Source organism: Salipaludibacillus sp. CF4.18 (assembly GCF_051262595.1).
GTDB classification, from domain to species: Bacteria; Bacillota; Bacilli; order Bacillales; family Salisediminibacteriaceae; genus Salipaludibacillus; species Salipaludibacillus neizhouensis.
Map to the genome: position 1 here is coordinate 40,374 of NZ_JBIMEV010000018.1, position 24,351 is coordinate 64,724.

The window sequence follows — 24,351 nt, forward strand, 5'->3', positions numbered from 1 at the left end:
TCGTTTTTATTTTTCAGCGCCCTTATCATTCTTCCATAGGAGTCTCGCGGATTCTTATCTTTCCCCAACTGCCCATTCATTACGAATAGCATAGACAACTGCTTCCGTTCTGTCATTTACGCCTAAATTCTTTAATAATTTACAGATAATTGTACTTATAGTAGAAGGTGAGAAATGAAGTTCTGTTGCAATTTGTTTTGTACTTTTACCGTCTAATAATAATTGCAGAACATTTTGCTCATTAACTTTTAAAATGTGCGCAACTTTTTCTCTATTTAGAACAAAGCTTTTCAAAGGAGTTTTTGATTGTTTTTTTCTGTCAATCTCAAATGCTAGCTTTTTTTGAATGGCCGGGTCTACTAATAAACGTTCATTTCTTAGGAGTTCAATCACATTGTTCTCGTTTTGAAGTAAAAACTCATAGGAAATCATCCCATATACCGGTAACGCCAACAATGATACAAATTCTTCTCTTACTTTCGTTTTAGTAACAATAATTATTTTTTTCTTACCTTGAAGCTCTTCTTTGAAGTAAGCTAAATTTTCGTCATGAAAGTATGTACAGTCTTCCACTAAATATAAAAGGTAGTCATACGGTTCTTCACAATCCAATTTATTTGTTGTATACATGATTGTTACATCTATTAAATCCTTATTATGCTGAAAGATTTTTTCTTCGGTAAGTATCTTTTGACTATCAAAAAGTATGACTTTTAAATGTTTTTTTACTGTTTTTACATTATTCAACCCATCACACCTCCGTATTTATCGAATTATATATAAATAATTTACATATAATTAGATTAAATATAGTATATATGAATTAGTAGATCGAATACATATAAAGTTTTAGTATAAAACTATTTTGAATATAGAACTATTATTCCTGTATAATAGCCACTCTATAATACCTGGGTTTTTAACATTTTAAAGGGTATTTTTTTAATATTCGACAAGTTTCTCGAATATAAAAATCCACTTTTTGTCGATTTTCAGCATATTTTACGGTACAATGAGAACTAATCCAAACTAATACTTCACTAGAGTGAGTTTTTCAAACATTTTAAATAAGTCAAAAGACGCACGAATTAAACCTCACTCTTCTTTACTATATTAGGTTGCTTAAAAATTTAAATTTCAGTCCTACTAGTTTTATAGTTATTATTTGATAAAAAACCTGATTTTAAGCACTATAGGCCTATTATATAAAATATTATATAGGTCTTTATTCCAAAACTTAGTATAATCGATTCATTTTTTCTAACCTAACTGAGATAATAAGATATATTAAGAAAGCTATAAATTTCTGAAAAATAAATGAATCACAAAAGTGAAACCAAACAGCTATTCCGGTTGCTTTTATGAATCTACTTATAGGAATGGAGAATATTATATGTTTTGGACATCAACAAGAAAAAAGAAAATTTTGGAAGCCACACTAGCCGAATGCCCAATATGTAACGAAGCAAATGAAATTAACCTTTGGAATCAGTTAGTTTGTGATACATACGGAGATCATTCGCCAGACATTAGGACAGCAGCTTTGAATAAGAAGAATACTTTTCCATACCAGTGCCCTACATGTTTTAAAGGTTTTTCTGCACATCGTATTAAATTTAGTAAATCTAATGAGAATGGCTCCTTTGAAACCAAGGAATTTACATCGTCTTAATTTAACTTAAAAAGTGTCTATTTAAATATTCCTGGTTATTTCAGGCGTTATCTATATTACAATTGTTAGCGTTTTTGGAATAGTGCAAATGGGTGGTTAGCAAAAAATAAGTGGAGGAGTTCATGAACTTCCACTACACTTATTTATCGTCATTAAAGCATATTTAATCCTTACTCAAGTGATTCTTTTTAACCTTAAGTATTCTCATCCAATACCACTTCTCTTAAAATATTGCTATTAGCAATACTTAAATAGAAGCGCGTTCGTTCATACTTCCCCATCGTAATATTCAACTCTCTAACTTCAAAGTATCGAAACTCATCCGTATCGATTTCAGCTACCAGCTCCAGCCCTCCACTTGAACCTCGTACATAAACGCATATAGTTAAGTCATCTTGTATATCATTAGTATTTACTAAGCCTGCTAAGGTATATGTCCCATTTGGATTATGCTGAACACAGACAGTGAAAATATCCTGCAATGTTTCAATCATTCTTCAAAAACTCCTTTGTATGGAAAGGCTAAACTATAGAAATTAGAAGATTATTATAACATTCCTCCATATACTTTTACAAAACCATCTTTACTATTATCGTTTAGCTTTTAAAGATAGATCTTATCTTATATTAGAGAGACATGTAAGCGCAGGAGCGGAAAGAAAATTATTTCTTCCAGCGCCTGCGCTTATTTTTACATACAATATATACCCACGAAAAGGTGTGTGGAATAGATAAGATATAAATAATTAATTTTCTTGTACTTCATTGATAAAATAACTTGCAATATACTTCATCCATAGATCATGCCCTTGTTGATTAGGCATGCTTTCCCCCTCTTCCATAAAACCAAGTAAGTCGTCATCATCTTTACTAGGCCATGCTTCCCAATGATCTATATATTGAATTTCATTCTCCTCAGCGTACTCTGAAATAGTCTCCACATGTACGGGGTAATAGATTGCGCCATGTGCAGGCTGCGGTGGTTGAACAAATACTATTACCTCAGAATTTTCTTCTTTTAAAACATTTACCATCGTTTGTAAATTGGAAACCGTATCCTCAACTGGAACAATTGGACTTGCGTTATTGTCACTCCAATTAAAAGATTCAAGGATAACTATATCCGCATCTAACTCTGCAACATCAGTATGGTATCCAGCCTCTATAATTTCGTTACTAGTCAACTCACCAAAAGCCTGGTTATTCACAGCAAACAAGTCTTGACTATAACCCGAGTTTAAATGAGATTCCAATAACTCCGGCCAAGGAACTACATCTAGATTTAATGAATCTTCATTAGCTTTAGAACCAAAAATCACAAGCTCTATTTCTTCATTCTCTAATCCTTTTTCAAAAATTTTTGATTTAACGGAAGGTAAAAGTCCTTCTGTAAGTTTTTCCAAGTCCGCCATATGTTCATTATCAATATTGGACTCTTCTGTTCCGTCTTCATCACTCCCCGCAGAAACGTTCGATTCTGATAATTCACTTTTGGTAGCTCCTAGTTGCTCATGTGCGGAAGCAGATATGTCTTCTAATTTATTGCTATAATATAACCTTCCAAAAATAATTGCACTAAGAGATAAAACAATAACAGAAATAAAAATTATTTTTTTCAAAAGCTTACACTCCTTCGACAAATCTTGTATTAATCTACAACTATTATACTAATATCTTCATACTACGTATACAGAGAATTTACTATTTAATAGTCTCACAATTTCCTTCTCTTTGAAAACCACTCTGATATTGTACTTTTTAATATCGCCATACTAACACCAAAAATCCCTCCGGCAGTATCCAGCATTACGTCCTCTTTCAAAGGGGTTCTCGTTGGGAGTAAAGACTGACGGAATTCATCCAGAGCTGCGTATCCTGTCACAAATAATACCGTTAAAACAATGGATAAAATTTTCTGTCTACTATACTTGTAAATAATTAAATAAAAGAAAAAACCTAATAAACTAAATAGAAAGAAGTGGGCAAATTTCCTAATGACAAACTGTAAAAAATTTTCTACACCTAGGGTATGTACACTTATAGTTATGCCTGCGTAACTAAATTCAATATATAAAAGTATCGTTCTTAGCGTGTCAAAAGAAACAAATGCTCTAATTAATTCGCTGCTAGTTTCACTCCTCACTGCTATAAAGAAAATTAACAGGAAGAAAAATGAGAGCATTGTTAGAAGAAATGATTTGATAGTTTTTTTACTTCCTTGTTCCTTTTTTGGTGCTAATCGATAGAAAACTAGAAACACACATAAGCCCAGACTTGATAAAACCAAAAAACCAAGCAATGGATTTCCTGTGAAAAAAGTAACACTATGTTCTATGATGCTTTGGACAATATTTTTTAAAGAGGAAAGTGTGTTAGTTAAACTGTCCCTGTCACTAATTTCTTCAAGTATCGGACCTATATCCTGTTGTTCCGATCCCATGGAAGATGCAATAAAAATTGTTAATACAATAACCAACACTGCAAAAATATTAAACATGACTGCAAGTCACTTCCCTTATCTGTCTTGAGAAAGCTCGATTCTACTATCGTTACCTTTTCTACTCTTTATCATGTTGATTCTCTCCTCGTTTAGCGGAAACTTCAATAAAAAACTTGTTCCTTTATTTGAAGTAGATTTAAGTTCCAGTTTTCCGTTATGATTATCCAAGATTCGCTGTGCAATCGTTAAGCCTAATCCAGTCCCCTGCTCTTTAGAGGTTTTGAATGGATCAAAGAGGGTACTTTGAACTTTTTCCGCGATACCAGGACCATCATCTTGCAAAAGTACAACATAGTCGTTTTTATCGATGGAGGATTTTATCGAAATTGTTCCGTTTCCATCCATTGCCTCGATACTGTTGCGAATTAAATTATGCAGTACTTGTTTGATTTGTTTCGCATCTACCAGCAGCTTCGTTTTATCCAGATGCACAAGGAAATCAATATTATTGTTGGTAGAGGAGCCTTTAATTAATGGAAGAATGTCTTGTATAATGTCTTCTAAATAAACTGCCTGTAACTCTGGAGCACTTGGCTTCGTTAACATTAACATCTCTTCAATGATCGAATTAATACGTTTAAGTTCTTTTTTCAGCAGTGGAAGATGAAATCTCTCCTTGTCCTCTTTCGGTAAAGATTGGATCATCAAAGTTAGAAATCCATCGATTACCGCTAAAGGATTACGAATTTCATGTGCAGCTCCCGCCGACAATTCCCCAACTAAAGCTAGTTTTTCTGTTTGGTGCATCTTTTTTTCCATTTTTTCGGTTTCCGTAATGTCTAAAAAGTAAAAGATCTTGCCAATAACATGTCTGTCTCGATTCCAAAGATGCGTTTGGGATATGAGAAAAGAATGTTCTCTACCATTCATGTGAAATGGTACTTTTACATTCTGAAAAATGCTCATCGACAACATTTTATCCCAAAAAGCTGTGTTCCGATTGCTAGGTTCCTGTAAGATATTAATAAATTCACCATTATCTTTATCTAACAACTCTTTTGCAGTTGAATTTAAAGAAAAGTTTTTATTTTCACCATCGGAAGTGACGATCCCAACCGGTAATGAATTTAATATTTGTTCGTGATACGTTTTATCATTCATAATTGTTTCAAACGACTCATGAAGCTCTCGTGACATATGATTTATTGAATTTGTTAAAGACTGTAACTCTACTTGATCCGTGACATCAAGTTTTAAGCCATATTCCCCCTTGGCTATCTGCTGCATTCTTACTACCATTTTTTCAAGAGGGCGAGTTAAATTACCACTGATTCGATAAGCAGCTGCAATTGCCAGAATAATCATTGGAATCATAATTGCTAATAACAGGCTTAGTGATTTGTTAATGATGCCATTGAATCGGTCTGTATAAGAATCCATCGTTGAAAGAACTCTCTCCTTTGCGGCTTCGAGTTCTATCATCATATTTTGATGCATGACGAGGTATTCTGATTCCACGTATTCTTTAGCTGCTTCCGTATCGCTATATTCAAGCAAACCCTGGCTATTGTTCTCAATCATAAAGTCTAATAAATCCATGTCACGTTGGAAATGTTCGATACCATTTGGTGGTGATCCCTGCTCTTTTGTAAAACTTTCACTGGATTGTTGGTGGTAATCCATATAGGTGTCAACAAACTCACAACAAAATTCATTTTCTAACGCATCGTTAACCATGTATTCTTTTACACTCAGCTGTTCTTCCCAGTGAGCAATCCAAACAAGTTCCGGAATCGTCTCCTGGCTTATGTTACCACTAACTTGATTCATTTCGTTAATCGATTGAATGAGGATGAATGAAAAGCTACTTAGTAAAATAATGATTATAAGAAGGATAGACAAAATTTTACTGCGGAGTGTCATTTTTTTCAGAAAACTTTTCATTATCCTATTCCACACTTTCTTTAAAACGTAATTTCACCAGAATAAAACTTCCTTTTTTGCTTATCAATATAGTTTAACTCCTGCTCAGAGAACATCGGTCCGAACGGGGCTAATTTATAAACTTCATCGTCCTCATCCAGAATGTTAACCCCCGGCTGTATTCCTTCTACTGAAAAATAATCCCTCATAATTACCATATATACTTGGGGCACGTCATTAATCACACTAGTCAATACAAGATCTTTAGCCATATAGGATTGGTCTTCCACATATCCGATCACGAAAACACCATGTTTTTTAGCGTGTTCGATAACATTTTGATTGAATGCATTTCCTTTAGAATAAATAACGTCTACATCCTTTTCCAACAATTGATCCATAACTTCTACAGCTTCATTTCCATCATCCCTGCTGCCTGCCTCATAGTAATAGAGTTCAGCCTCTGGTTTATAATAGGAAATACCTTTTTCAAACTGAGGGTTTTGATGTTCATCTATCGAATCTATGACTCCAATTTTATTTGTTTTCGTTTTCATTCCGGCAGCTAATGCCGCAAAATACTCTATTTCTCCTTGATCAAATGTATATACGGCTTGGTTCGAATGTTTTGAATTTCCATGTATCGTAACAAATGTTGATTCAGGTTGATTCTCAGCAAATCTATTAAATACATCTGAAAACTCCCGTCCATGGCCTATAATAAGTTGTGAGCCCTCTTCCAAAGCCAGTTTCACTGCATTTTCTTTATCTTTGGGGTTCTTCAGTTCACTATAGAGTGTGGTATCAACAGGGAAATTCTCTTCTATCTTAATTTGCCCAGTGTATGCCAGGCTTCCCCAGCTTTGATCGACAATTTTATCAGAGGTAAGTATCGATACTTTTGTTTGTTCCCCATTTGCTTTGCTTTGAGCCTCTGCACCATCCATCAAGAATATTTTGCTAGCTTGATAGACCATGATAACAACGAGGATAAATGTCACAATGACAGAAATCGACAATATTCTTCGAGGTTGCTTTGATGGATGCATACAATAGTCCTCCTTTATCAGATTACACTCCTTTAGTTTACTCGTTATCGTCGTGTCTGTCACTCATCTAATTCATTGAATTTCCTAGTAATTACAAGGATTGTTCCCCTTTATTCTTTCCTTGTTAAAGGTAAGATGGCTAGACCCTGTGGGATAATTTGACGAATTAACTAAAATACTCTTTTTCGACAATATTTTTATTTTTTATTCTACTTTTTCTACATCAAGTGCCTAGTAAAACTATTTGGACTGTTTTTGGGGTGTGAGGAGTGTCCTAAAGGAGGTATTTTCTTAAATAAGAAAGTTGAAATTTACAATTAATAATAAAAAGATAAATTACCTTGTAAAAAGTCAAATAGCACCCTGTATGGTGTACTATTTGACCAATGGAACGAAAATAGTATAATTCGGTAATTATTTTATTAATCCCAATCTGGTTCATGTAACTGCCAAGCTAATTTTAGTGACTCAATAATATAGTCAGCTACTTCCTCCACAGATTGTTGATCAGTGTTATATCTTGAATGGTGAAGATTGTACATACCCTGTCTTTCATAAAATAAATCTTTCATTTCATTTTGAGACAACCCTTGTAAAATTGGCCGATTGTCTATCAGTATGTTTATTCTTTCTTTCCAAGACTCCCATGACATATCAAGAAAAAAGACAATAGAACTCGATAAACAAATGTCTCTGATCTCTTTTTGTTTAAAAGCACCTCCACCAACAGAAATCACTTTGAGTCTTTGGTTGCAGTAATCGATCGTTAACTGCTTTTCCTTATCACGGAAAACTTTCTCTCCATGTTCTTTAAATATTTCCGGTACACTCATTTCAAATTCTTTTTCTATCTCTTGGTCAACATCAATAAAACCTCTGTATAGTTTCTCAGCCACTAACTTACCTACAGAAGTTTTTCCAACTCCCATAAAACCGATAAAGATTATGTTTTTCTGTCGAAAAGATAGACCTCTGTTCATCATGTGTTTCCCTCTTTTCAGCTTTTTATTACATTATATGTAGGTATGAATTATATTGTATTCTATATCCTTCATTATATCATTTCTTGAGAAGTGGTAATAATATTATTTGATTGACTAAACAAATAATAGAACCTTCCTATATATTACGTTATAATATAGTATAATCATTTTAATAACTGAAATTTATTTTCTATGCAAGTAAACTACAACCAAATGTAATCGTCTTCAAAATAATTTATTTAGCTGGTGATAAATATGACAAGTAAACGTGTAACATTGTTAGACGTTGCAAAGCATGCTGGTGTTTCTCGAGCTACTGCATCGCTGATCGTGCGCGGAAAAACAACAATTAAAGACTCTACAAAAGAAAAAGTCCTGCATTCTATTAATGAATTAGGTTATGTATATGATCGTGTAGCAGCAAATATGAGATCTCAAACATCGACTACTATAGGATTAATCATCACTGATATTGCCAATCCGTATTACTCTGAATTACTAGTTGGTGTTCACAATGCATTGGACGAAGCTGGATTTAACGTATTTTTAGGAACAACTTTTGATTCCGACAAAAAGCAAGTGGCTCTTATTTCAACAATGCTTGAACACAGAGTTGGTGGAGTAATCCTATGTCCGGTTTCTGATAGCTCTCACGGAACAATTGAGCGAATGAGAAATATGGATATTCCGTTAGTACATGCCGTAAGAGAAATACCACCCTTGAATGTTGATTATATAGGTATTGATTATAAATATGGTGCAACTCTTGCCGTAAAGCACTTAATTAATCATCATCATCGAAGAATCGCTTTTATAGGTGGTACATCCGAATCATCTGCCTGGCAACTGAGAAAAGAAGGGTACTGTACAGCACTTACTGACGCAGGTATCGAGTTTGATCAATCTTTAGTAATCGAGAGCTCTTTGACAAGAGAAGGTGGAAGGTCAGCACTAAAAAAAGCTTTACTTAATTCAATACCTCCGACAGCTATTTTTTGTTTTAATGATCTAGTTGCATTTGGGGTCATGCAAAGCTTACGTGATGAAGGATTAACACCCGGTAAAGATATCTCTGTAGTGGGCTTTGATAACGTTAAAGAAGCTACATTGTCCAATCCTCCACTTACAACCATTGAGTCCTTCCCGCGAACTATTGGCTCGCAAGCAGCTGAAATATTACTTCAACGAATCGGAAATCCAAACACCAGCTTACAACGAAATATATTACAGCCAAATTTAATAAAACGGAGCACCTAATTTTAGGGCTCCGTAACAAGTATTTATATAGAATCTTTAATAACTTGTATCACTGACCTCAACTTTTCAATTGGCATCTGCCCCGGTGCAGAACTTTTCGCACCTATAGCAAAGGTAATTGTTGAACCGAATGCCCAGCCTACTATTCTTGTAATTGCTCCGTGTTCCCCCATTGAAATTGTTACAAGAGGAATCTTAACTGTATTTGAAGCATCATTCGTTGCGGTTAATAATAATAGCACATCTTTTTTATGGTGAGACATAACAGATATTTTAACTTTGTCCGCCTCAAGAAATTCGGCCTCCATACATTTAGCAACAAGTTCCTTGTGATCAGGTGTCTCTTGAAAGTTGTGATAGGATAACATTAACTTAACGCCATTGCGCTTTGTTATTTCTCTAACTAATTTAATGTTTTTTTCTCCATTGAGTATTTCATAATCAAGAATAGCTATACCTTCTGTACAGACTTTTTCAAAAAGGTTTATTTTATCTTTTTCAGATAAGACTATTTTTTGACCGCCTTCTTTTTCGGATCGAATGGTAAAAAGGATTGGTGTTCCCGGTATCTTTACTTTAAGAATAGATAAAACCTCTATCACTTTACTAGAGTTATTTAAATTTTCAAAGAAGTCCGCACGCCACTCGATCATATCAGGTTTTTTAGGTTGAATAAATTCAACTTCACTTATAATTTCATCCACATTTCTTCCAACTAAAGGTACACAAATGCTTGGCTCTTCTCTGTCTTTATTTACATCTGTCACCGAATTAAGAACATTCTCTATTTCATACATCAAATAAACCATCCCTTCACTATTCTATATAAGACTCAAAACGGCTATTTTCCCATTCTATGTCATTCCACGGTTGTCTGTTTGCGATCCAACGCTTCTACGCTGTTACGCTTTTATGTATTAAAGTATATAATATTATGTATGAAAAGGCAACTAATAAAAAAAGCAAAATATCTAAAAAAGTGGTCTTTCAATACACTGCAAGATTTTCATAAAAAAATAGCTACACTCTAAGGTAACATAACTTACACCTCTATAACATACAAGGGTGAAAATTATGAAAGCTTAGATGTAACTATTATTATATCTATAAAATGTTATTAATCTTTAGGTAGTTCCCCTAATGGTGAATAGCTCCAAAGAAGCCATAATGGTTCGTCGCCCGTATTTATATGTTGATGATACTCCCCTTCCGGAATAAACATATAATCTGTTTCCTTGAATGAGCGGCGATTGCCTTTATCATCTACTACTTCACCTGAACCTCTAATTACAACATCTAATTCCTCTGAATGAGCATGATTATGCAACGAACTTGCTTCACCAGGCTCAAAGATCGTTAACCCTGCCATTATTTGCTTAGAACCCACATTATCAGGTGATATTAATTGAAAGACTTTTCTTATTTGATTTAGTTCTGGTTGCTCCAGTCCTAACCATTTAGGCTGAGAATCTTTGAAAGGATCTAATACTTTGATTTTCATAAATGACTCCTCCTCATATTTTTATAAATTTATGCAAGAATTCCTATTTAACTTCCACATGATGAACTTTGCGACCAGGAGAATAAATATCCATAATGTTCCAATGGCCATCAGTAGGAACCGGGCTATTAATCATAGCAACATCTATTACACAAGGTTTGTTTGATTCAATTGCTTCTTCTAAAGCAGGTTTAAATTCCTCAGCTGTCTTTATCTTCACTCCATCGACCCCATATGCTTTGGCTATCATCGCGAAATCAGCTGATTCTTCGAATACCGTTCCGAATGTTGTACCATAATGAGCCTTTTCCAAGCCAGCAATTGTACCGTAGGCTGAATTATTCATAACAACCCATATTACTGGGATATTTTCCGCAGCAGCTGTTGCAAGAAGAGCGGGATTCTGTCCAAATCCTCCATCCCCTACTAAAGATACGACCACCTTATTTGGTTGTGCAATTTTCGCGCCTAGCGCAGCAGGGGCACCAAATCCCATTGTTGCAAAGCCGCCAGGTGTAAATATTGTCCCTGCTTCATAGATCGGAAACTGTTGTCCTACACCGTTTTTATTCCATCCTACATCGGTCGTAATAATGGCATCTTTAGGCAACACCTGCCGTACCTCATGTAAAATACGTTGTGGTTGCATCGGGAAGCAATCATCTTCAATGAATTTAGAATTACTCTGTTTAAATTCTTTTCTATCCTGAAGGATTTTTTCTTTTAAACCTTGATTATCATATCCTTTTGGTAAGATCTTTTTGGCAACCCGATTTAATACAGTAAGTGCTTGTTTAAGATCAGCAACAGCACCGATTTCAACTGGATAATTTCGACCAATTTCACTTGCATCAATATCAATTTGAATGACTTTAGTGGTAGGGATATTAAATGTGTATTCATTTTCCCATGAACTACTGTCTGCTTCCGCGAATCGCGTTCCTAATGCAAAAATATAGTCTGCAGTTCTACACTTTTCATTAATGAATTTAGTTCCCCAGAAACCAGTCATTCCTAAAGTTAAAGGATTATCGTCTGATACAGCTCCTTTACCCATCAAAGAATGGGCTACAGGAATACCAAGATGATCTACTAATTCCCTTAGCTCTTTCGCTGCATCAGCTAACATAATACCTCCGCCTACAAAGAAAATAGGGTTTTTAGCATTTACTAGTGTTTTAATCATGTGTTCAGCTGTAAGGTCGTCTATTGATGGTTTTTGAATACTTTTTGTGTGTTGTTTTTGTTTTTCGAATAACTCTGCTTCCATTTCTTTCGAAAAGATATCCATAGGCACAGAGACTAGTACCGGCCCTGGATTACCACTTTCAGCAAGTTGAAATGCTTTTTCCATAATTTCAGGAAGCAAGTCTGGTCTCTCCACTCTCCATGCACGTTTAACAAAGGGTTTATAAACTTCGTATTGAGAGGCATCTGAATGTAAATTAATTTCCTGGTGAGGATGCTTGCCATAGAAATGACTAGGAATGTCACCTGCAATGACGACCATTGGAATCGAATCCAACGCAGCATTTGCAACTCCAGTTGCCGCATTAGTGAGTCCAGGTCCAACGTGACTTAAAACAACAGATGTCTGCTTCTTCGCTCTTGCATATCCATCTGCTGCATGAGAAGCAATTTGTTCGTGTCTTACATTAATAAATCTAATAGAACTTTTCTCAATTTCAGCTAAAACAGCAATATTTGTGTGACCACATAATCCAAAAATATGCTCAATACCCCTGTATTCAAGATAATTAACTAATAAATTTGATACTAATTTTTTCATGTATTATTCCTCCTTGAAATTTAGTACAATTTTTCCAAATTGACCTGAGATAGCATCTTTATAAGCCTTCTCAAAATCAGTAAAATGATATATTTTAGAAATGACCGGATCCACATTGAACTTATTATCTTTAAGAAGATTCATACTTCTTAAAAAATCTTCCGGGACATTATAAATAATCGACCCATATAAAGTAATTTCTTTTCTCACTACCTTTATTACAGGTATCGTTGCCTCAGGTGCCATTCCTATTAATACCATCGCACCTCCAGGCTTCACCAATTCTACTCCTTGTTCAAATGCCGCACTTACGCCCGCTGCTTCAACAACGACGTCATATAACCCTAGTTCTACCTCATCTGGTTTTAATGTTTTAATATTATGATAGCTGCTTTTCACTTTATCTAGCTTTTCTTGATTAATATCAATTGCTGTAATATTAGCTCCGAGGTACTCCGTTAGTGCAATTGACAACATTCCTTCTGTACCACACCCGATGATAGCTACATTAGTATCTTTTTTTATGTCTACTTTTTTCAAAGCATGAACAATAACTGACAAAGGCTCCACCAGTACAGCTTTTTCGTCTGAAAGAGTGTCTGGAACTTCTAATAAGTATTTAGCAGAAATTACAAACTCCTCAGAAAATCCACCATTTGTATTTACTCCAAGTGATTCTTTGTTCGGGCATATATTTGTCCTGCCACTTTCGCAATATTCACATGTACCGCAGTATGAATTTGGCTGAACAATGACTCTATTGCCTATCTTTACATCTGTGTCTTTCCCACTTTCCAGAACTATCCCTACTAATTCGTGACCTGGACGGATAGGATAGACGGCATGGGGTAATCTCCCATTAAATACACTAATATCGGAACCGCATATTCCACCATAAACAAGTCTAATTTTCACTTCATCATCTTTAATAGGTGTATCAAATACAAACTCTTTTAATCCAAGATCACTTGGTTCTTTTAGATATAGACCTAACATACTATTCACCACAATTCTTTTATAAGATTATTAATAAATTTCATTTAGTAAAGACATTCAGTTGATATGCTACGCAGATACATTTGAAAAGAACCGAAAAATACCCTTCTCTTTTACTATCAACCAATAATTAGATCGATCTAATAGTATTTAAAAAAATATCCTCTTGTGCTATTAGATCGATCTAAAATACTGGAAGCGTTAACAAAATTTTATCGTATTGTTTTAAAAAAAGCAACACATATCTTTTTAACTTATCAGATTACTATCATTTGAATCTTACATTCTAAGAAGTATTCTTTTATTTTTTCTGTAGTTACATATGTAAGAAATCAAGAAATATTGCAAAGAAAGGATTATTAACTATGATTATTTTTATTTACTCTTCCCTTGTAGCAATGTATATCGTAACTAGGTTTTTTGATAATCCCCTTTTATTGGCTATCACCGGTTCCATAGCAATAATTGCTTTGTCTATTTCATTTGTACATGCTAAAGGCCTCTATCTCATTTCAGGGCTTATTTTCTCTCTCATTGGCCTGGTTTTATTTATTCAAAATGACCTATTGTGGTTTCAATTGCTTTTTCAATTCGAATCTATGTTGGGCGTACTCTCGTTATTTTTGTTTCTCCCCTTTATTAATTCATTAATCCGTGTTGGTAAATATGATTTGAATTTAAGTTTATTTCTAAAACAAGGGGTAGCTCGATTAAACAAATTATATACTAGGAGTTTTATCGTTTGTCACCTATTAGGTTTATTTTTAAACATTGCAACAATACCCTTATTGGCAAAGTCATTGAAGAATTCACTCGATCCTCTTCCAAGAACCGTCACTGATAAATTCTATTCCCAAAATTTATTAAGAGCATACGCTTTATGTCTTACTTGGAGTCCGATGGAAATGATGGTGAGTACTTCATTAGATATAACTCAAACGAATTATTTACAGGTTTTCCCTATAATGATCACTATTGTTTTCATTGCAATTATGTCTGATTGGATTCTTTCTTATTTTAAATTTAAAGAGCCTCTCATTGCTTCTCAAAGAAATGAACATATCTCTATCAATAAAAGAGTTTATAAGAAAATAGTTGAATTAATCATTTTATTATTGTTTCTCATTTTTTCGGTATCCTTCTTACAGCAAATTTTAGATAAAGGCTTTCTATTGTCCATCGTTATTTTAATCGTCCCCATTTCCATTTTTTGGGCTTTTGTTATTCGAAGACCTAAAAGATATTTCTCTCTAGCTATACCTCACTGGAAACAAAGAACAAAAGGGCTCTCTAATTACTTTTTCATGTTTCTCAGTGCAGGACTATTTGTACAGATGTTATCGATCTCTGGGTACTTAGCATTTCTGCAAGCAATATTCATCTCAACATCTACTAACACCCTTTTATTTTTTCTGCTTATTGGAGCATTCTTTTTACTTTCTGCATTCATTGGATTTCACCCCTTGGTTTCCATTACACTTATTGCTGAATTGCTGAACCCTATATTATCTGAGATTTCCAGTGTTCCATTGACGATTGTATTAATATCTTCAAGTTTATCCACCGTGATGTTTAGTCCTTACAATCTTTCTGTTGCAATACTTGCTGATCACCTTAAAATAAATTCTTACAAACTAGGATTATATAACTTGCCATTTTCTATTTATTACATCCTGCTTGGTATTTTCACTGCATTCGCCATCGATTTAATTTTATATTAAATTGAAATCTATCTCTAAAAACAGGATATAAATTAAGTATAAGTATGTTTAGTTCTAACTAAAATAGCGTAAATATATTCACTATTTAAAAAATATTCAAAAAAGATGTTGATAATTTTGAGAACTTTATGTAGTATTAGATCCAATAAACCGTTTACATTAGATCGATCTAATTATTTTAAAAGGAGGAAATAAATTAATTTATTTTTGTATTAAAGAATTATCTGAAAGCGTTATCTTTTAATAAATAATTATAAAAAGGTGGGATTTTTATGAAAAGGTTTTCAATTACAGTATTAATGTCAAGTTTACTTCTTCTAGCAGCATGTGGTGACGATACAACTAGCGTTAACAACGGAAATGAAAATCAAAATAATAACGCAACTAACAATGAAGCCAGTCAAAATGATAGTGAAGCAACAACCGGAGAATCCAAGGTTATGAGATTGGCTGTAGCAACACCCGAAGAAAGATCGCTAACTAAAGGATTGGTTAGATTCGGTGAAATCGTTGAGGAAGAGTCGGATGGTGCAATTACTGTCGAAGTATTCCCTAATGGACAATTAGGTGGAGATCGTGAAGTTTTTGAAGGTCTCCAAATGAATTCTATTCAAGGAACAACTATTTCTACTGGCCCTATTGCTCCCTTTGCTCCGCGGTTTTCAGTATTTGACTTACCATTTCTCTTTCCTGATTCTGAAACAGCATATGCTATTTTAGATGGTGAAATAGGAACTGATTTATTGGGTGATCTCCCCGAACAAGGAGTCATTGGCTTGAATTATTGGGAAAATGGATTCAGACACTTAACTAACAATGAGCGAGAGGTAACCACCGTTGAAGATATTGAAGGACTTGATATTAGAACATTAGAAAATGATCTGCATATTGACATGTGGCGTGAACTGGGTGCTAACCCTACTCCAATGGCTTTTACTGAACTATTCACAGCTTTAGAACAAGGCGTTGTAGATGGTCAAGAGAACCCAGTAGGAAATGTTACGACAACAAACTTTTATGAAGTACAACAGTATATTACCAAAACAAATCATATCTATAACGCTAGTCCATTTATGGTTAGTGCAGCCTTTTGGGAAAGTTTAACTGATGATGAAAAAACAATAATACAAAGTGCTGCAGATCAAGCTAGAGATCATCAAAGAGAATTGAATCAACAGGAAGATATCGATGCTTTCGCGTTTTTAGAAGAAGAAGGCATGACAATCACAGAGTTTAGTGAGGAAGAATCGGAAAAACTATTCAATGCAGTTCAACCAGTTTATGAGAAATATGCACCTGAAATAGGCGAAGAATTTGTAAACGAGTTACTCGAAGCTGTTGAGCAACAGTAAAGTTATTTGTATTAGGGGCAAGGGAGTATTTCTAACTCCCTTGAACCGCTTTGCCATAGAGACTGACCAAAAAGTAGCAATAAAAACATTCAAAATCTATCAAATACTTTACTGAAATGATCTATTGCTTCTTTTTGAACAGTCTCTTAATAAAAAAATTTTACGATCAACCAACACTATTTAGTCACAAGACGAAATATAAAGCGAGGGCTCAGTATGAAAATTATTAAATGGTTAGATGATCATTTTGAAGAATATTTGTTAATTATATTATCAGCTACGATGGTTTTTGTCATTGCTTTACAAGTATTTATGAGATTCATAATTGGTTCTTCCCTAATTTGGTCGGAAGAATTAGCAAGATACTGCTTTATATGGCTCGTATATATAGGGATTAGCTATGGAGTGAAAAAACAACGGCACATAAAAGTTGATATTGTCCTATTGGCGTTGAAAGATAGAGGGAAAATCATATTAGGCATTCTTGCAAATATTATCTTTTTTGTTTTCGCTATATTCATAATCATTAATGGTTATGTATTGTCTTCTGAATTACTTTCATGGGGGCAAACCTCACCTGCACTAGATTTTCCTATGGGTGTTGTATATTTGGCTACACCCGTTGGTATGTCATTGACTGCTATAAGAATTATTCAACAAATTATAAAGCAGATAAGAACACTGCTTGGTCATGATAACTTTGAAATGAAACCTGAACATGAGCATTACACTGAAATAAAAGATTAATGAAATAAATGGAGGAAATAAGGAGGGGAATCTTTTGACTGCTTTAGTTTTATTCGGAACCTTTGCATTATTTTTATTTTTAACAATCCCCATTGGTATTGCTCTGGGTTTAGCGACATTAGTTACCATGCTGTATAGTGGCGCGTTACCGTTAGGATTTTTATCACAAGGATTAGTCACTTCAATAGATTCTTTCCCTTTACTTGCAGTACCTTTCTTCATTTTAGCGGGAGAAATTATGAGTAAAGGTGGCCTGTCAGACAGGCTTTTCAAAGTAGCTAATACAATTGTCGGCAATAAAACTGGAGGCTTTGCGATCGCTGCAATCATTACTTGTTTATTTTTTGCAGCTATTAGTGGTTCAGGACCTGCAACGGTGGCTGCAATTGGAGGTTTCATGATTCCTGCAATGGTGAGGCACGGGTATGATAAAAAATTTGCTACCGCTGTTATTTGCGCAGCTGGATCATTAGGGGTTATTATCCCACCAAGTATCCCAATGGTTATTTACGGTGTTGTAGGTGGCGTGTCAATAAGTAACTTGTTTATTGCCGGTATCATTCCTGGCTTAATCGTTGCTTTTGGTTTGATTTTATGGACATATCTTTACTCTCGTAAAATGGGGTTCACGGGCACAGACACAAAATTTACATTTAACGAATTTTTTAAATCGGTTTGGGATGCGAAATGGGCATTACTAGTCCCAATTATTATACTTGGCGGTATATATGGTGGAATATTTACCCCTACGGAAGCAGCAGTCGTAGCAGTAGTCTATGGATTAGTTGCAGGGGTTTTTCTGTACAAAGAATTAAGAATAAAAGATTTACCAAAAATACTTTCTGATTCTGCTTTAACAACTGCAACTGTTCTTATTATAGTAGGAACAGCAACAGCATTCGGAAGATTACTAACTGTTGAACATATCCCTACTCAAGTAGCAGGTGCGATGTTATCTATTTCAGAAAATCCGATAGTAATTATCCTACTCATTACGTTACTCTTGTTAATCATTGGCTGTTTCATGGATACGGTAGCCGCGATTATTATAGTAACCCCTATTTTACTACCGATAGCTGTAAATATCGGATACGATCCAGTACACTTTGGTATTATAATGGTCGTAAACTTAGCCATTGGTTTTATCACACCACCATTAGGTGTAAATTTATTTGTAGGCTCAGGAATCACAGGGTTATCTATCGAGTCTCTGGCCAAAGCCATTTTTCCATTCTTTATTGCAATGATTATAACTCTATTAATCATTGTATTCATCCCACAACTATCATTATTCTTAGTGAATTTTTAAGAGCAGAAGAAGTACATATGAGGGTGTCCTAAAAGATTCAAGCCCTCATTAAGCAATGGGGGAAAAAGCCATTGCAATAAAATATTCTTAAAGAGGGTGACTTTTGGGTCTCCCTCTCTTTTTATCAACCTTGGCCACTCCGATTGACAAACAAAAAAGGTAGCTCGATTGAGCTACCTTTTTTGTTCTTTGGTTTGCTTCGTTGGGATTTCCTCTCCATAGAGATCTAAATGACTATCCGTTATCCTGCATTTTGACCTGTTCTTTAGGTTTTAGATGAAGTGCTGAGTTAGGTCCCGCTTGAAGCATGTAACTTCCTCCGTCATGTCCAAGGGTCTTTTTAACACCCTTAGCAACTTCTATAATCGAATCCAAGTTAATATTAGTTTTAATTCCCATTTCAGAAAAAGAGTGAACAAGATCTTCCGTAGCTATATTGCCCGATGCACCTGGTGCATATGGACAACCTCCTAAACCAGCAATAGAGCTGTCGAAATGGATAATCCCTTGCTGCAGAGCTGAAATCGCATTCGCCAATGCCATTCCTCTTGTATTGTGAAGATGCATCGAAAAGGTTATTGTTGGAAATCTCACTTTAAGTTCTCCTAAAAGGTCATACACTTGTCTAGGATTCGCCATCCCAGTTGTATCAGCTAGGGAAACCTCTGTAATTCCCATTGCCTTATATCTTTCTAATATATCAACTAAACGACTTACAGGAACCGCCCCTTCGTATGGACAACCGAATGCAACTGAAATAGAACCACCTACTGTAACATTTTTTTTATGCGCTGCTTCAATAATTGGCTCTAATTTGTCCTGTGCTTCTTTAACAGTTGAATTCGCGTTTGATAAGCTATGAGAATCCGTTGCAGAAAGCATGAGTTTTAATTTTGTAATACCACTATCCATCGCTCTTTCTGCACCTTTAAGATTAGGAACTAGTGCACGAAATTTCATTCCTGTAAGGTCCTGTGATCTTTTTACTACTTCTTCGGCATCTTTTAGTTGTGGAATTGCCTTAGGATGAACAAACGATGTAATTTCCATAGATTGAATACCTGTTGCCGCTAAATTTCTTATGATTTGGACTTTTTGGTCAGTTGGAATCCACTCAGACTCAGCCTGGAACCCGTCTCGTGGGGCCACTTCACATATAATTACTTTTGATGGCAAGGATAATTCTGTCATAGCTCTAGACACCTTTCATGGTAATAGTTGATTCATGAATTCTAAATTTCCATTTATTCAGAAAAACTCAAAAGAATAAGCTTCTCTTTTGAGTTTTTCACAAATAATATGAATATATCTATTTTTCTAATTCTGGATCGTAAAAGTCTCCAAACAATTCTTCATCGGATGGTTTATCTTCAGGAATAGGCCGTGAAACCCAAGTAGTATTCATGTAATGTTTAAGGTTAACGTTCTCAGAGACAACGTTTCCTCCCCAAGTACCACACCCTAAGCTTGAAGTCATTGGCATACCGTTGTTAAAAGCTCCGGCATTAGCTTTAGACTGGGGCTGCCGCACCATAATACGACTAACTGGAGCTGATAATCCGAGTCTGTTTATATGATCATCATTGAATGAATAAATACCACAAGAGTGCCCTTTTCCACCTACTTCAAATATACCTCGCATCATATCCAAAGCATTTTCAAATTCCCCTTCATACTTATATACTGCTAATAATGTTGTTAATTTTTCACTGGAGAATGGATGTTCTTTACCAATTTTATCCCCCTTAGCAATAATGAACTTACGATCTTTAGGAATTTCAAAACCAGCAATTTCAGCAAGCCTTTGTGGTGCTATTGCAACAGTATCTGGAAGTCTATGACCAGTCTCATCCCACATTACATTGCGCAATTTGGCTTTTTCCTCATCATTTGTTAAATAGCCACCTTCCAAAACTAAGTTATCTAACATTTCATCATAAACCTTTTCACTAATGATTAGATTCCCATCGGAAGAACAACCTGATCCAAAATCAGATGTCTTACTTAACATTGTATTTTTAGCGGCTTCTTTCGTATCTGCCGTATCATCAATAATCATCGTTGAATTACCTGCACCAACTCCATAAGCAGGGGTTCCAGAGCTGTATGCACTTTTCACCATATCTTTTCCTCCTGTAGCTAAGGCTAAATCGGCCCGTGCCATTAGAGCTTTAGTCATAGGGATGTTTACATTCACTAAACACTGTAAAATATCAGCTGGTGCTCCCTCTCTCTCAAGCGCGTCACGCATTAATTGGATTGTTTCAAAAGACGTCTTTTTCGAGCGAGGATGGGGTGAGAAAATGACTACATCCCTTGCTTTAATTGCATATATAGCTGTTCCAGCTGGTGTAAGGTCAGGGTTAGTTGTAGGTACAATAGAAGATAAGATACCTGCCGGCTTCGCATATTTAACGATACCTTTTTCAGGAATCTCTTCAATAATTCCCACACTTTTTTGCCTTAGAGCATCCCTTAGAATCCCGCGAATTTTAAATCGTTTATTCATACGGCTCTTTGAATCTCCTAGTCTACTTTCTTCTATACCCATATCCACAAGATTAGAGAATGTAGTCTTATTTGAAACAGCCCACGCTACAGCCTGACATAATCTATCTACTTTTTCTTGATCATACGTTTCAATAATTTTTAATGCGTTATTCGCTTTTTCAAAAGCCGAATCAAGTTCCTGTTGTTGCACTTCTGTTAGTTCTTTTGACAATGTAATCCCTCCTAAATATAGTGTACATGGTCTATTCCATGTATTTACAGTTCACTTGTTGTAAACCCTTTCAAAATATAACGAACTTTACACTGCGTATAAATCCAATAGTTTATCAATCATCTATTTGAATCTAAATACAGAACATAAAAACTAACGAATCTTTGAATAACAAGAGTACATTTTTAAAAAGGAATTATTGGTAGTCTTTAACCCCTCCCTTTACTTTAAATCTTCACTATTAGATCGATCTAATAACTATTCTACAACGATTTTGATTCAATTTCAATAATTTCTCCAATTTAAATTATGTTTTCTCTATTTTACTGAAATGACAGTTCACGAAGTTTCCTTTCAAAAGTTTTATATTCACCTCTTTTCCAACGTTTAGCATTAAAATAGTTACCTGAAAACTCTTGCAATTTCATTAATTTCTATTATAATTTATATATATAAGAAAATAGATCGATCTAATTAACAGCATTTTTCAACTTTCACCTATTTCATTAAAGTGTTAAATAAAGTTAGATTTAGGAAAGGGGATTTCAATATGCCGAAAACTATAACTAAACAAATCACAATTAATCTCTCTGAGGAGCAAACGATTGTTGAATTAAGTAAGTCAGTTCAATCATTACGATCTGATATATATTTGAAAAAGTTTTTAAATGGAAACATGATTGAAATAAATTTAAATAGTTTTTTAGGATTAATCACGCTTCAATTAAAAAACAATGAACGGATCACTGTCAGAGCAGTTGGTGACGATTGCGAAGATGCACTAAATAGAGTTGTTGAGTTTCTAACTTAATTTATATAATAAGCAATTACTTGGGCTGTGTCTTAACAAAAGCCATACCTTTTAATGGGCATTTCCCCTTCTTACTACACTGTTAATCCGTGGATGTTCTTCAAAAATTGTCAAAGTCATTCACTGGGTTCTCTTTTTCAGGGAAGTACCAGAAACCTCTTTCTCACCTCAAATATGACTGAATATGTCTGTCATCATGATACATTAATTTATCCGATTACTTCTTTGCTCTTAAAATCCAATAGAAACTAAAGCATCAAGTTCAATTTCATGGACTCCTTCACAACATGTCGATCCCAACTTCCTTGTTTATTTTGTTTGGCCTAGTCGACGTGAATCATCAACATTAGTAGTCTAATGTTTCCTTTTTCAGGAATTGTTGAGATTAGTCTATCCTTTTATTACGGTAAAACTGAGATTTATCATTTATACCAATTCACAGTGTGTTGCGCATGCTACTACCCTAAACTACTAAATTATACAAATAACTTTTGATAAATATATGACGCTAAAATAAGTAATAATTCAGAAAAGTCTTGCAATTATTTGGACCGCATTATACTATAGCTATAAATCAAAATTAGATCGATCTAATCTAAAATAAATTGTCACTTCTTTACCTAAAATAATTTTTGTAAGCACTTACATCGACTTTTTTTGTTAAACCGTTTTTGAATTAAAATAATCTTAAATTATTCAATTTAAGATTTATATAAATAATAAACTTACCTTGTTAAAAAGGGTAGAAAGGAGATATCAAAATTACTCATTTTACAAATATCACATTAAATTAATATGTTCTAGTGAGAAGGTAATAGGTTAATAGAAGGAAATATTAGGAGGTATAAATTGAAAAAATTAAAAGTATCAATGGCTATGATAATTGGAATTTTGGCAACAGCTGTAATTTCATCAACTGTTTTTTCTAACTCAAGTTTTTTATCCGAACCTACACATGAGGATGTATTAATAACAACCGTAGATGAACATGGAGAAAATTTTGATCTAAAAGCTAATGTTTATTTGCCTCACGCTTCTAAATCAAAGTCTGGCAACTCTAAATCCTCTTCTAACGTTAATAAAGAACCTACTCCACTTGTTTTATTTATTCATGGTCATGGTGGTGCATACGATGATGCTAATGGTTCCAGATCATATCCCATTTCAATTGAATTAGCCAATCAGGGTATTGCAGTTGCAACTATTGACTACCGATATTTAACTGGATTGCCTGAAAATGTTTATGATACAAAAGCATACGTTCGCTATTTTAGGGCACATGCAGAAGAATACAATATCGATCCTGATAGAATTGCTGTCTGGGGTACTTCCAGAGGAGGCCATCTAGCTTCAATGTTAGCAACTACAGGAGATATGGAAGAATTCGAAGGGGATGTAGGTGGTAATCTAGATCAATCAAGTAGTATACAAGCTGCTGTCATCTATTACCCTTTTACCGATGCGTTTTTGTCTGAAGATCCTACAGGTATGTTAACCACTTTTTATGGAATAGAGGAATCTAAAGTACCAGAGATTATGGAAGCATACGAAGCAAACGACCCTTCACATCCACAGTGGGATCATGTTGAACGCATACAACAGCTTAATCCAATTAATCACGTTTCGGAAGATGACCCTCCAGCATTGATAACAATTGGTGGCAAAGACTTTGTAACTCCACTCATTCATAGTACAGAACTTTTCAACAAATATATAGAAGTAGGAGCTGAAGCTTCATTATACGCCTATGCCCAGGGAGGTCATGGCACAGTAGGTACAGATATTGAAGAAGCCACTACTAAATGGTTAGTCCAAAAACTGCTAGTTGAGTTAGCTCCTAAAGATAATTAATTGTATTTACAATAAATTAAACATGAAAACATTAAAGTAGACCTTTTAAAAAACCTATTGCTTTCTCACTATATCATTACATTGAGGGTGTGAGGCCTATGATATAACCACCTTGAGTAATATCAATATTCATGAAGGACAACTTACTATTATGCAAAGCAGTTGATAATCTATCAAAACGCCTCATCACTAGTTTTTAGAAATTACGTTGATCACATTACATTTATA

At 34.5% G+C, this 24,351-nt stretch carries 21 protein-coding genes; 8 read left to right on the plus strand and 13 right to left on the minus strand.

Features of this window, described 5'->3' with window-relative positions; translation table 11 throughout:
* Positions 1 to 54: 54 nt before the first annotated feature.
* Positions 55 to 747, minus strand: a complete 693-nt coding sequence (locus tag ACHABW_RS12730; RefSeq protein ID WP_435755660.1) for a LuxR C-terminal-related transcriptional regulator — start codon at positions 745 to 747, stop codon at positions 55 to 57.
* Positions 748 to 1,393: 646 nt separating this feature from the next.
* Here ACHABW_RS12730 and ACHABW_RS12735 point away from each other — a divergent pair.
* Entirely contained in the window at positions 1,394 to 1,672 is a 279-nt protein-coding gene (locus ACHABW_RS12735) for a hypothetical protein (RefSeq protein WP_435755661.1), read from the plus strand.
* A gap of 194 nt (positions 1,673 to 1,866) precedes the next feature.
* Here ACHABW_RS12735 and ACHABW_RS12740 read toward each other — a convergent pair whose 3' ends face one another.
* The 6 genes from ACHABW_RS12740 to ACHABW_RS12765 all read right to left on the minus strand — a co-directional run bounded on the left by ACHABW_RS12740 (position 1,867) and on the right by ACHABW_RS12765 (position 8,067).
* A complete protein-coding gene (locus ACHABW_RS12740; protein ID WP_435755662.1) occupies positions 1,867 to 2,166 on the minus strand; it encodes a hypothetical protein in 300 nt (99 codons plus the stop codon).
* A gap of 252 nt (positions 2,167 to 2,418) precedes the next feature.
* Entirely contained in the window at positions 2,419 to 3,291 is an 873-nt protein-coding gene (locus tag ACHABW_RS12745) for an SGNH/GDSL hydrolase family protein (protein ID WP_435755663.1), read from the minus strand.
* A gap of 95 nt (positions 3,292 to 3,386) precedes the next feature.
* Positions 3,387 to 4,169 carry a VanZ family protein gene (locus tag ACHABW_RS12750; RefSeq protein WP_435755664.1) on the minus strand — a complete coding sequence of 261 codons (783 nt, stop codon included), beginning with the start codon at positions 4,167 to 4,169 and terminating at the stop codon, positions 3,387 to 3,389.
* A gap of 18 nt (positions 4,170 to 4,187) precedes the next feature.
* Positions 4,188 to 6,056: a sensor histidine kinase gene (locus tag ACHABW_RS12755; protein WP_435755665.1), complete on the minus strand. Its 1,869-nt coding sequence runs from the start codon at positions 6,054 to 6,056 to the stop codon at positions 4,188 to 4,190.
* Positions 6,057 to 6,076: 20 nt separating this feature from the next.
* The gene (locus ACHABW_RS12760) at positions 6,077 to 7,084 is read right to left on the minus strand and encodes a BMP family ABC transporter substrate-binding protein (protein WP_435755666.1); all 1,008 of its coding nucleotides are present in this window, start codon (positions 7,082 to 7,084) and stop codon (positions 6,077 to 6,079) included.
* 422 nt (positions 7,085 to 7,506) lie between these two features.
* Positions 7,507 to 8,067, minus strand: coding sequence for a shikimate kinase (locus tag ACHABW_RS12765; protein WP_435755667.1), 561 nt, complete (start codon positions 8,065 to 8,067; stop codon positions 7,507 to 7,509).
* Positions 8,068 to 8,322: 255 nt separating this feature from the next.
* On the opposite strand from ACHABW_RS12765, the gene ACHABW_RS12770 reads away from it, so the two are divergent.
* Positions 8,323 to 9,324: a LacI family DNA-binding transcriptional regulator gene (locus tag ACHABW_RS12770; RefSeq protein ID WP_435755668.1), complete on the plus strand. Its 1,002-nt coding sequence runs from the start codon at positions 8,323 to 8,325 to the stop codon at positions 9,322 to 9,324.
* A 23-nt stretch (positions 9,325 to 9,347) separates the two neighbouring features.
* On the opposite strand, the gene aroD is transcribed toward ACHABW_RS12770, so the two are convergent.
* The 4 genes from aroD to ACHABW_RS12790 form a co-directional block, all read right to left on the minus strand.
* Entirely contained in the window at positions 9,348 to 10,121 is a 774-nt protein-coding gene (aroD, locus tag ACHABW_RS12775) for a type I 3-dehydroquinate dehydratase (RefSeq protein ID WP_435755669.1), read from the minus strand.
* A 320-nt stretch (positions 10,122 to 10,441) separates the two neighbouring features.
* Positions 10,442 to 10,825 carry a cupin domain-containing protein gene (locus tag ACHABW_RS12780; RefSeq protein WP_435755670.1) on the minus strand — a complete coding sequence of 128 codons (384 nt, stop codon included), beginning with the start codon at positions 10,823 to 10,825 and terminating at the stop codon, positions 10,442 to 10,444.
* Between the two features lie 43 nt (positions 10,826 to 10,868).
* The gene (locus ACHABW_RS12785) at positions 10,869 to 12,614 is read right to left on the minus strand and encodes a thiamine pyrophosphate-binding protein (RefSeq protein ID WP_435755671.1); all 1,746 of its coding nucleotides are present in this window, start codon (positions 12,612 to 12,614) and stop codon (positions 10,869 to 10,871) included.
* Positions 12,615 to 12,617: 3 nt separating this feature from the next.
* Positions 12,618 to 13,610, minus strand: a complete 993-nt coding sequence (locus ACHABW_RS12790) for a zinc-dependent alcohol dehydrogenase (protein WP_435755672.1) — start codon at positions 13,608 to 13,610, stop codon at positions 12,618 to 12,620.
* 365 nt (positions 13,611 to 13,975) lie between these two features.
* Between ACHABW_RS12790 and ACHABW_RS12795 the strand changes: the two genes are divergently transcribed.
* The 4 genes from ACHABW_RS12795 (at position 13,976) to ACHABW_RS12810 (ending at position 18,739) form a co-directional block, all read left to right on the plus strand.
* Entirely contained in the window at positions 13,976 to 15,331 is a 1,356-nt protein-coding gene (locus ACHABW_RS12795) for a hypothetical protein (protein ID WP_435755673.1), read from the plus strand.
* Positions 15,332 to 15,603: 272 nt separating this feature from the next.
* On the plus strand, positions 15,604 to 16,683 hold the full coding sequence (locus ACHABW_RS12800; RefSeq protein ID WP_435755674.1) for a TRAP transporter substrate-binding protein: 1,080 nt from the start codon (positions 15,604 to 15,606) through the stop codon (positions 16,681 to 16,683).
* Between the two features lie 216 nt (positions 16,684 to 16,899).
* On the plus strand, positions 16,900 to 17,430 hold the full coding sequence (locus ACHABW_RS12805) for a TRAP transporter small permease (RefSeq protein ID WP_435755675.1): 531 nt from the start codon (positions 16,900 to 16,902) through the stop codon (positions 17,428 to 17,430).
* Positions 17,431 to 17,464: 34 nt separating this feature from the next.
* Positions 17,465 to 18,739 carry a TRAP transporter large permease gene (locus tag ACHABW_RS12810; RefSeq protein WP_435755676.1) on the plus strand — a complete coding sequence of 425 codons (1,275 nt, stop codon included), beginning with the start codon at positions 17,465 to 17,467 and terminating at the stop codon, positions 18,737 to 18,739.
* A gap of 234 nt (positions 18,740 to 18,973) precedes the next feature.
* Here the strand turns inward: ACHABW_RS12810 and ACHABW_RS12815 are convergent, their stop codons facing one another.
* Positions 18,974 to 19,930, minus strand: coding sequence for a hydroxymethylglutaryl-CoA lyase (locus tag ACHABW_RS12815; protein WP_435755677.1), 957 nt, complete (start codon positions 19,928 to 19,930; stop codon positions 18,974 to 18,976).
* A 118-nt stretch (positions 19,931 to 20,048) separates the two neighbouring features.
* Positions 20,049 to 21,461, minus strand: a complete 1,413-nt coding sequence (locus tag ACHABW_RS12820; protein WP_435755678.1) for an aldehyde dehydrogenase family protein — start codon at positions 21,459 to 21,461, stop codon at positions 20,049 to 20,051.
* A gap of 550 nt (positions 21,462 to 22,011) precedes the next feature.
* On the opposite strand from ACHABW_RS12820, the gene ACHABW_RS12825 reads away from it, so the two are divergent.
* Positions 22,012 to 22,272: an HPr family phosphocarrier protein gene (locus ACHABW_RS12825; RefSeq protein ID WP_435755679.1), complete on the plus strand. Its 261-nt coding sequence runs from the start codon at positions 22,012 to 22,014 to the stop codon at positions 22,270 to 22,272.
* 849 nt (positions 22,273 to 23,121) lie between these two features.
* The gene (locus ACHABW_RS12830; RefSeq protein WP_435755680.1) at positions 23,122 to 24,123 is read left to right on the plus strand and encodes an alpha/beta hydrolase fold domain-containing protein; all 1,002 of its coding nucleotides are present in this window, start codon (positions 23,122 to 23,124) and stop codon (positions 24,121 to 24,123) included.
* Positions 24,124 to 24,351 lie beyond the last annotated feature (228 nt).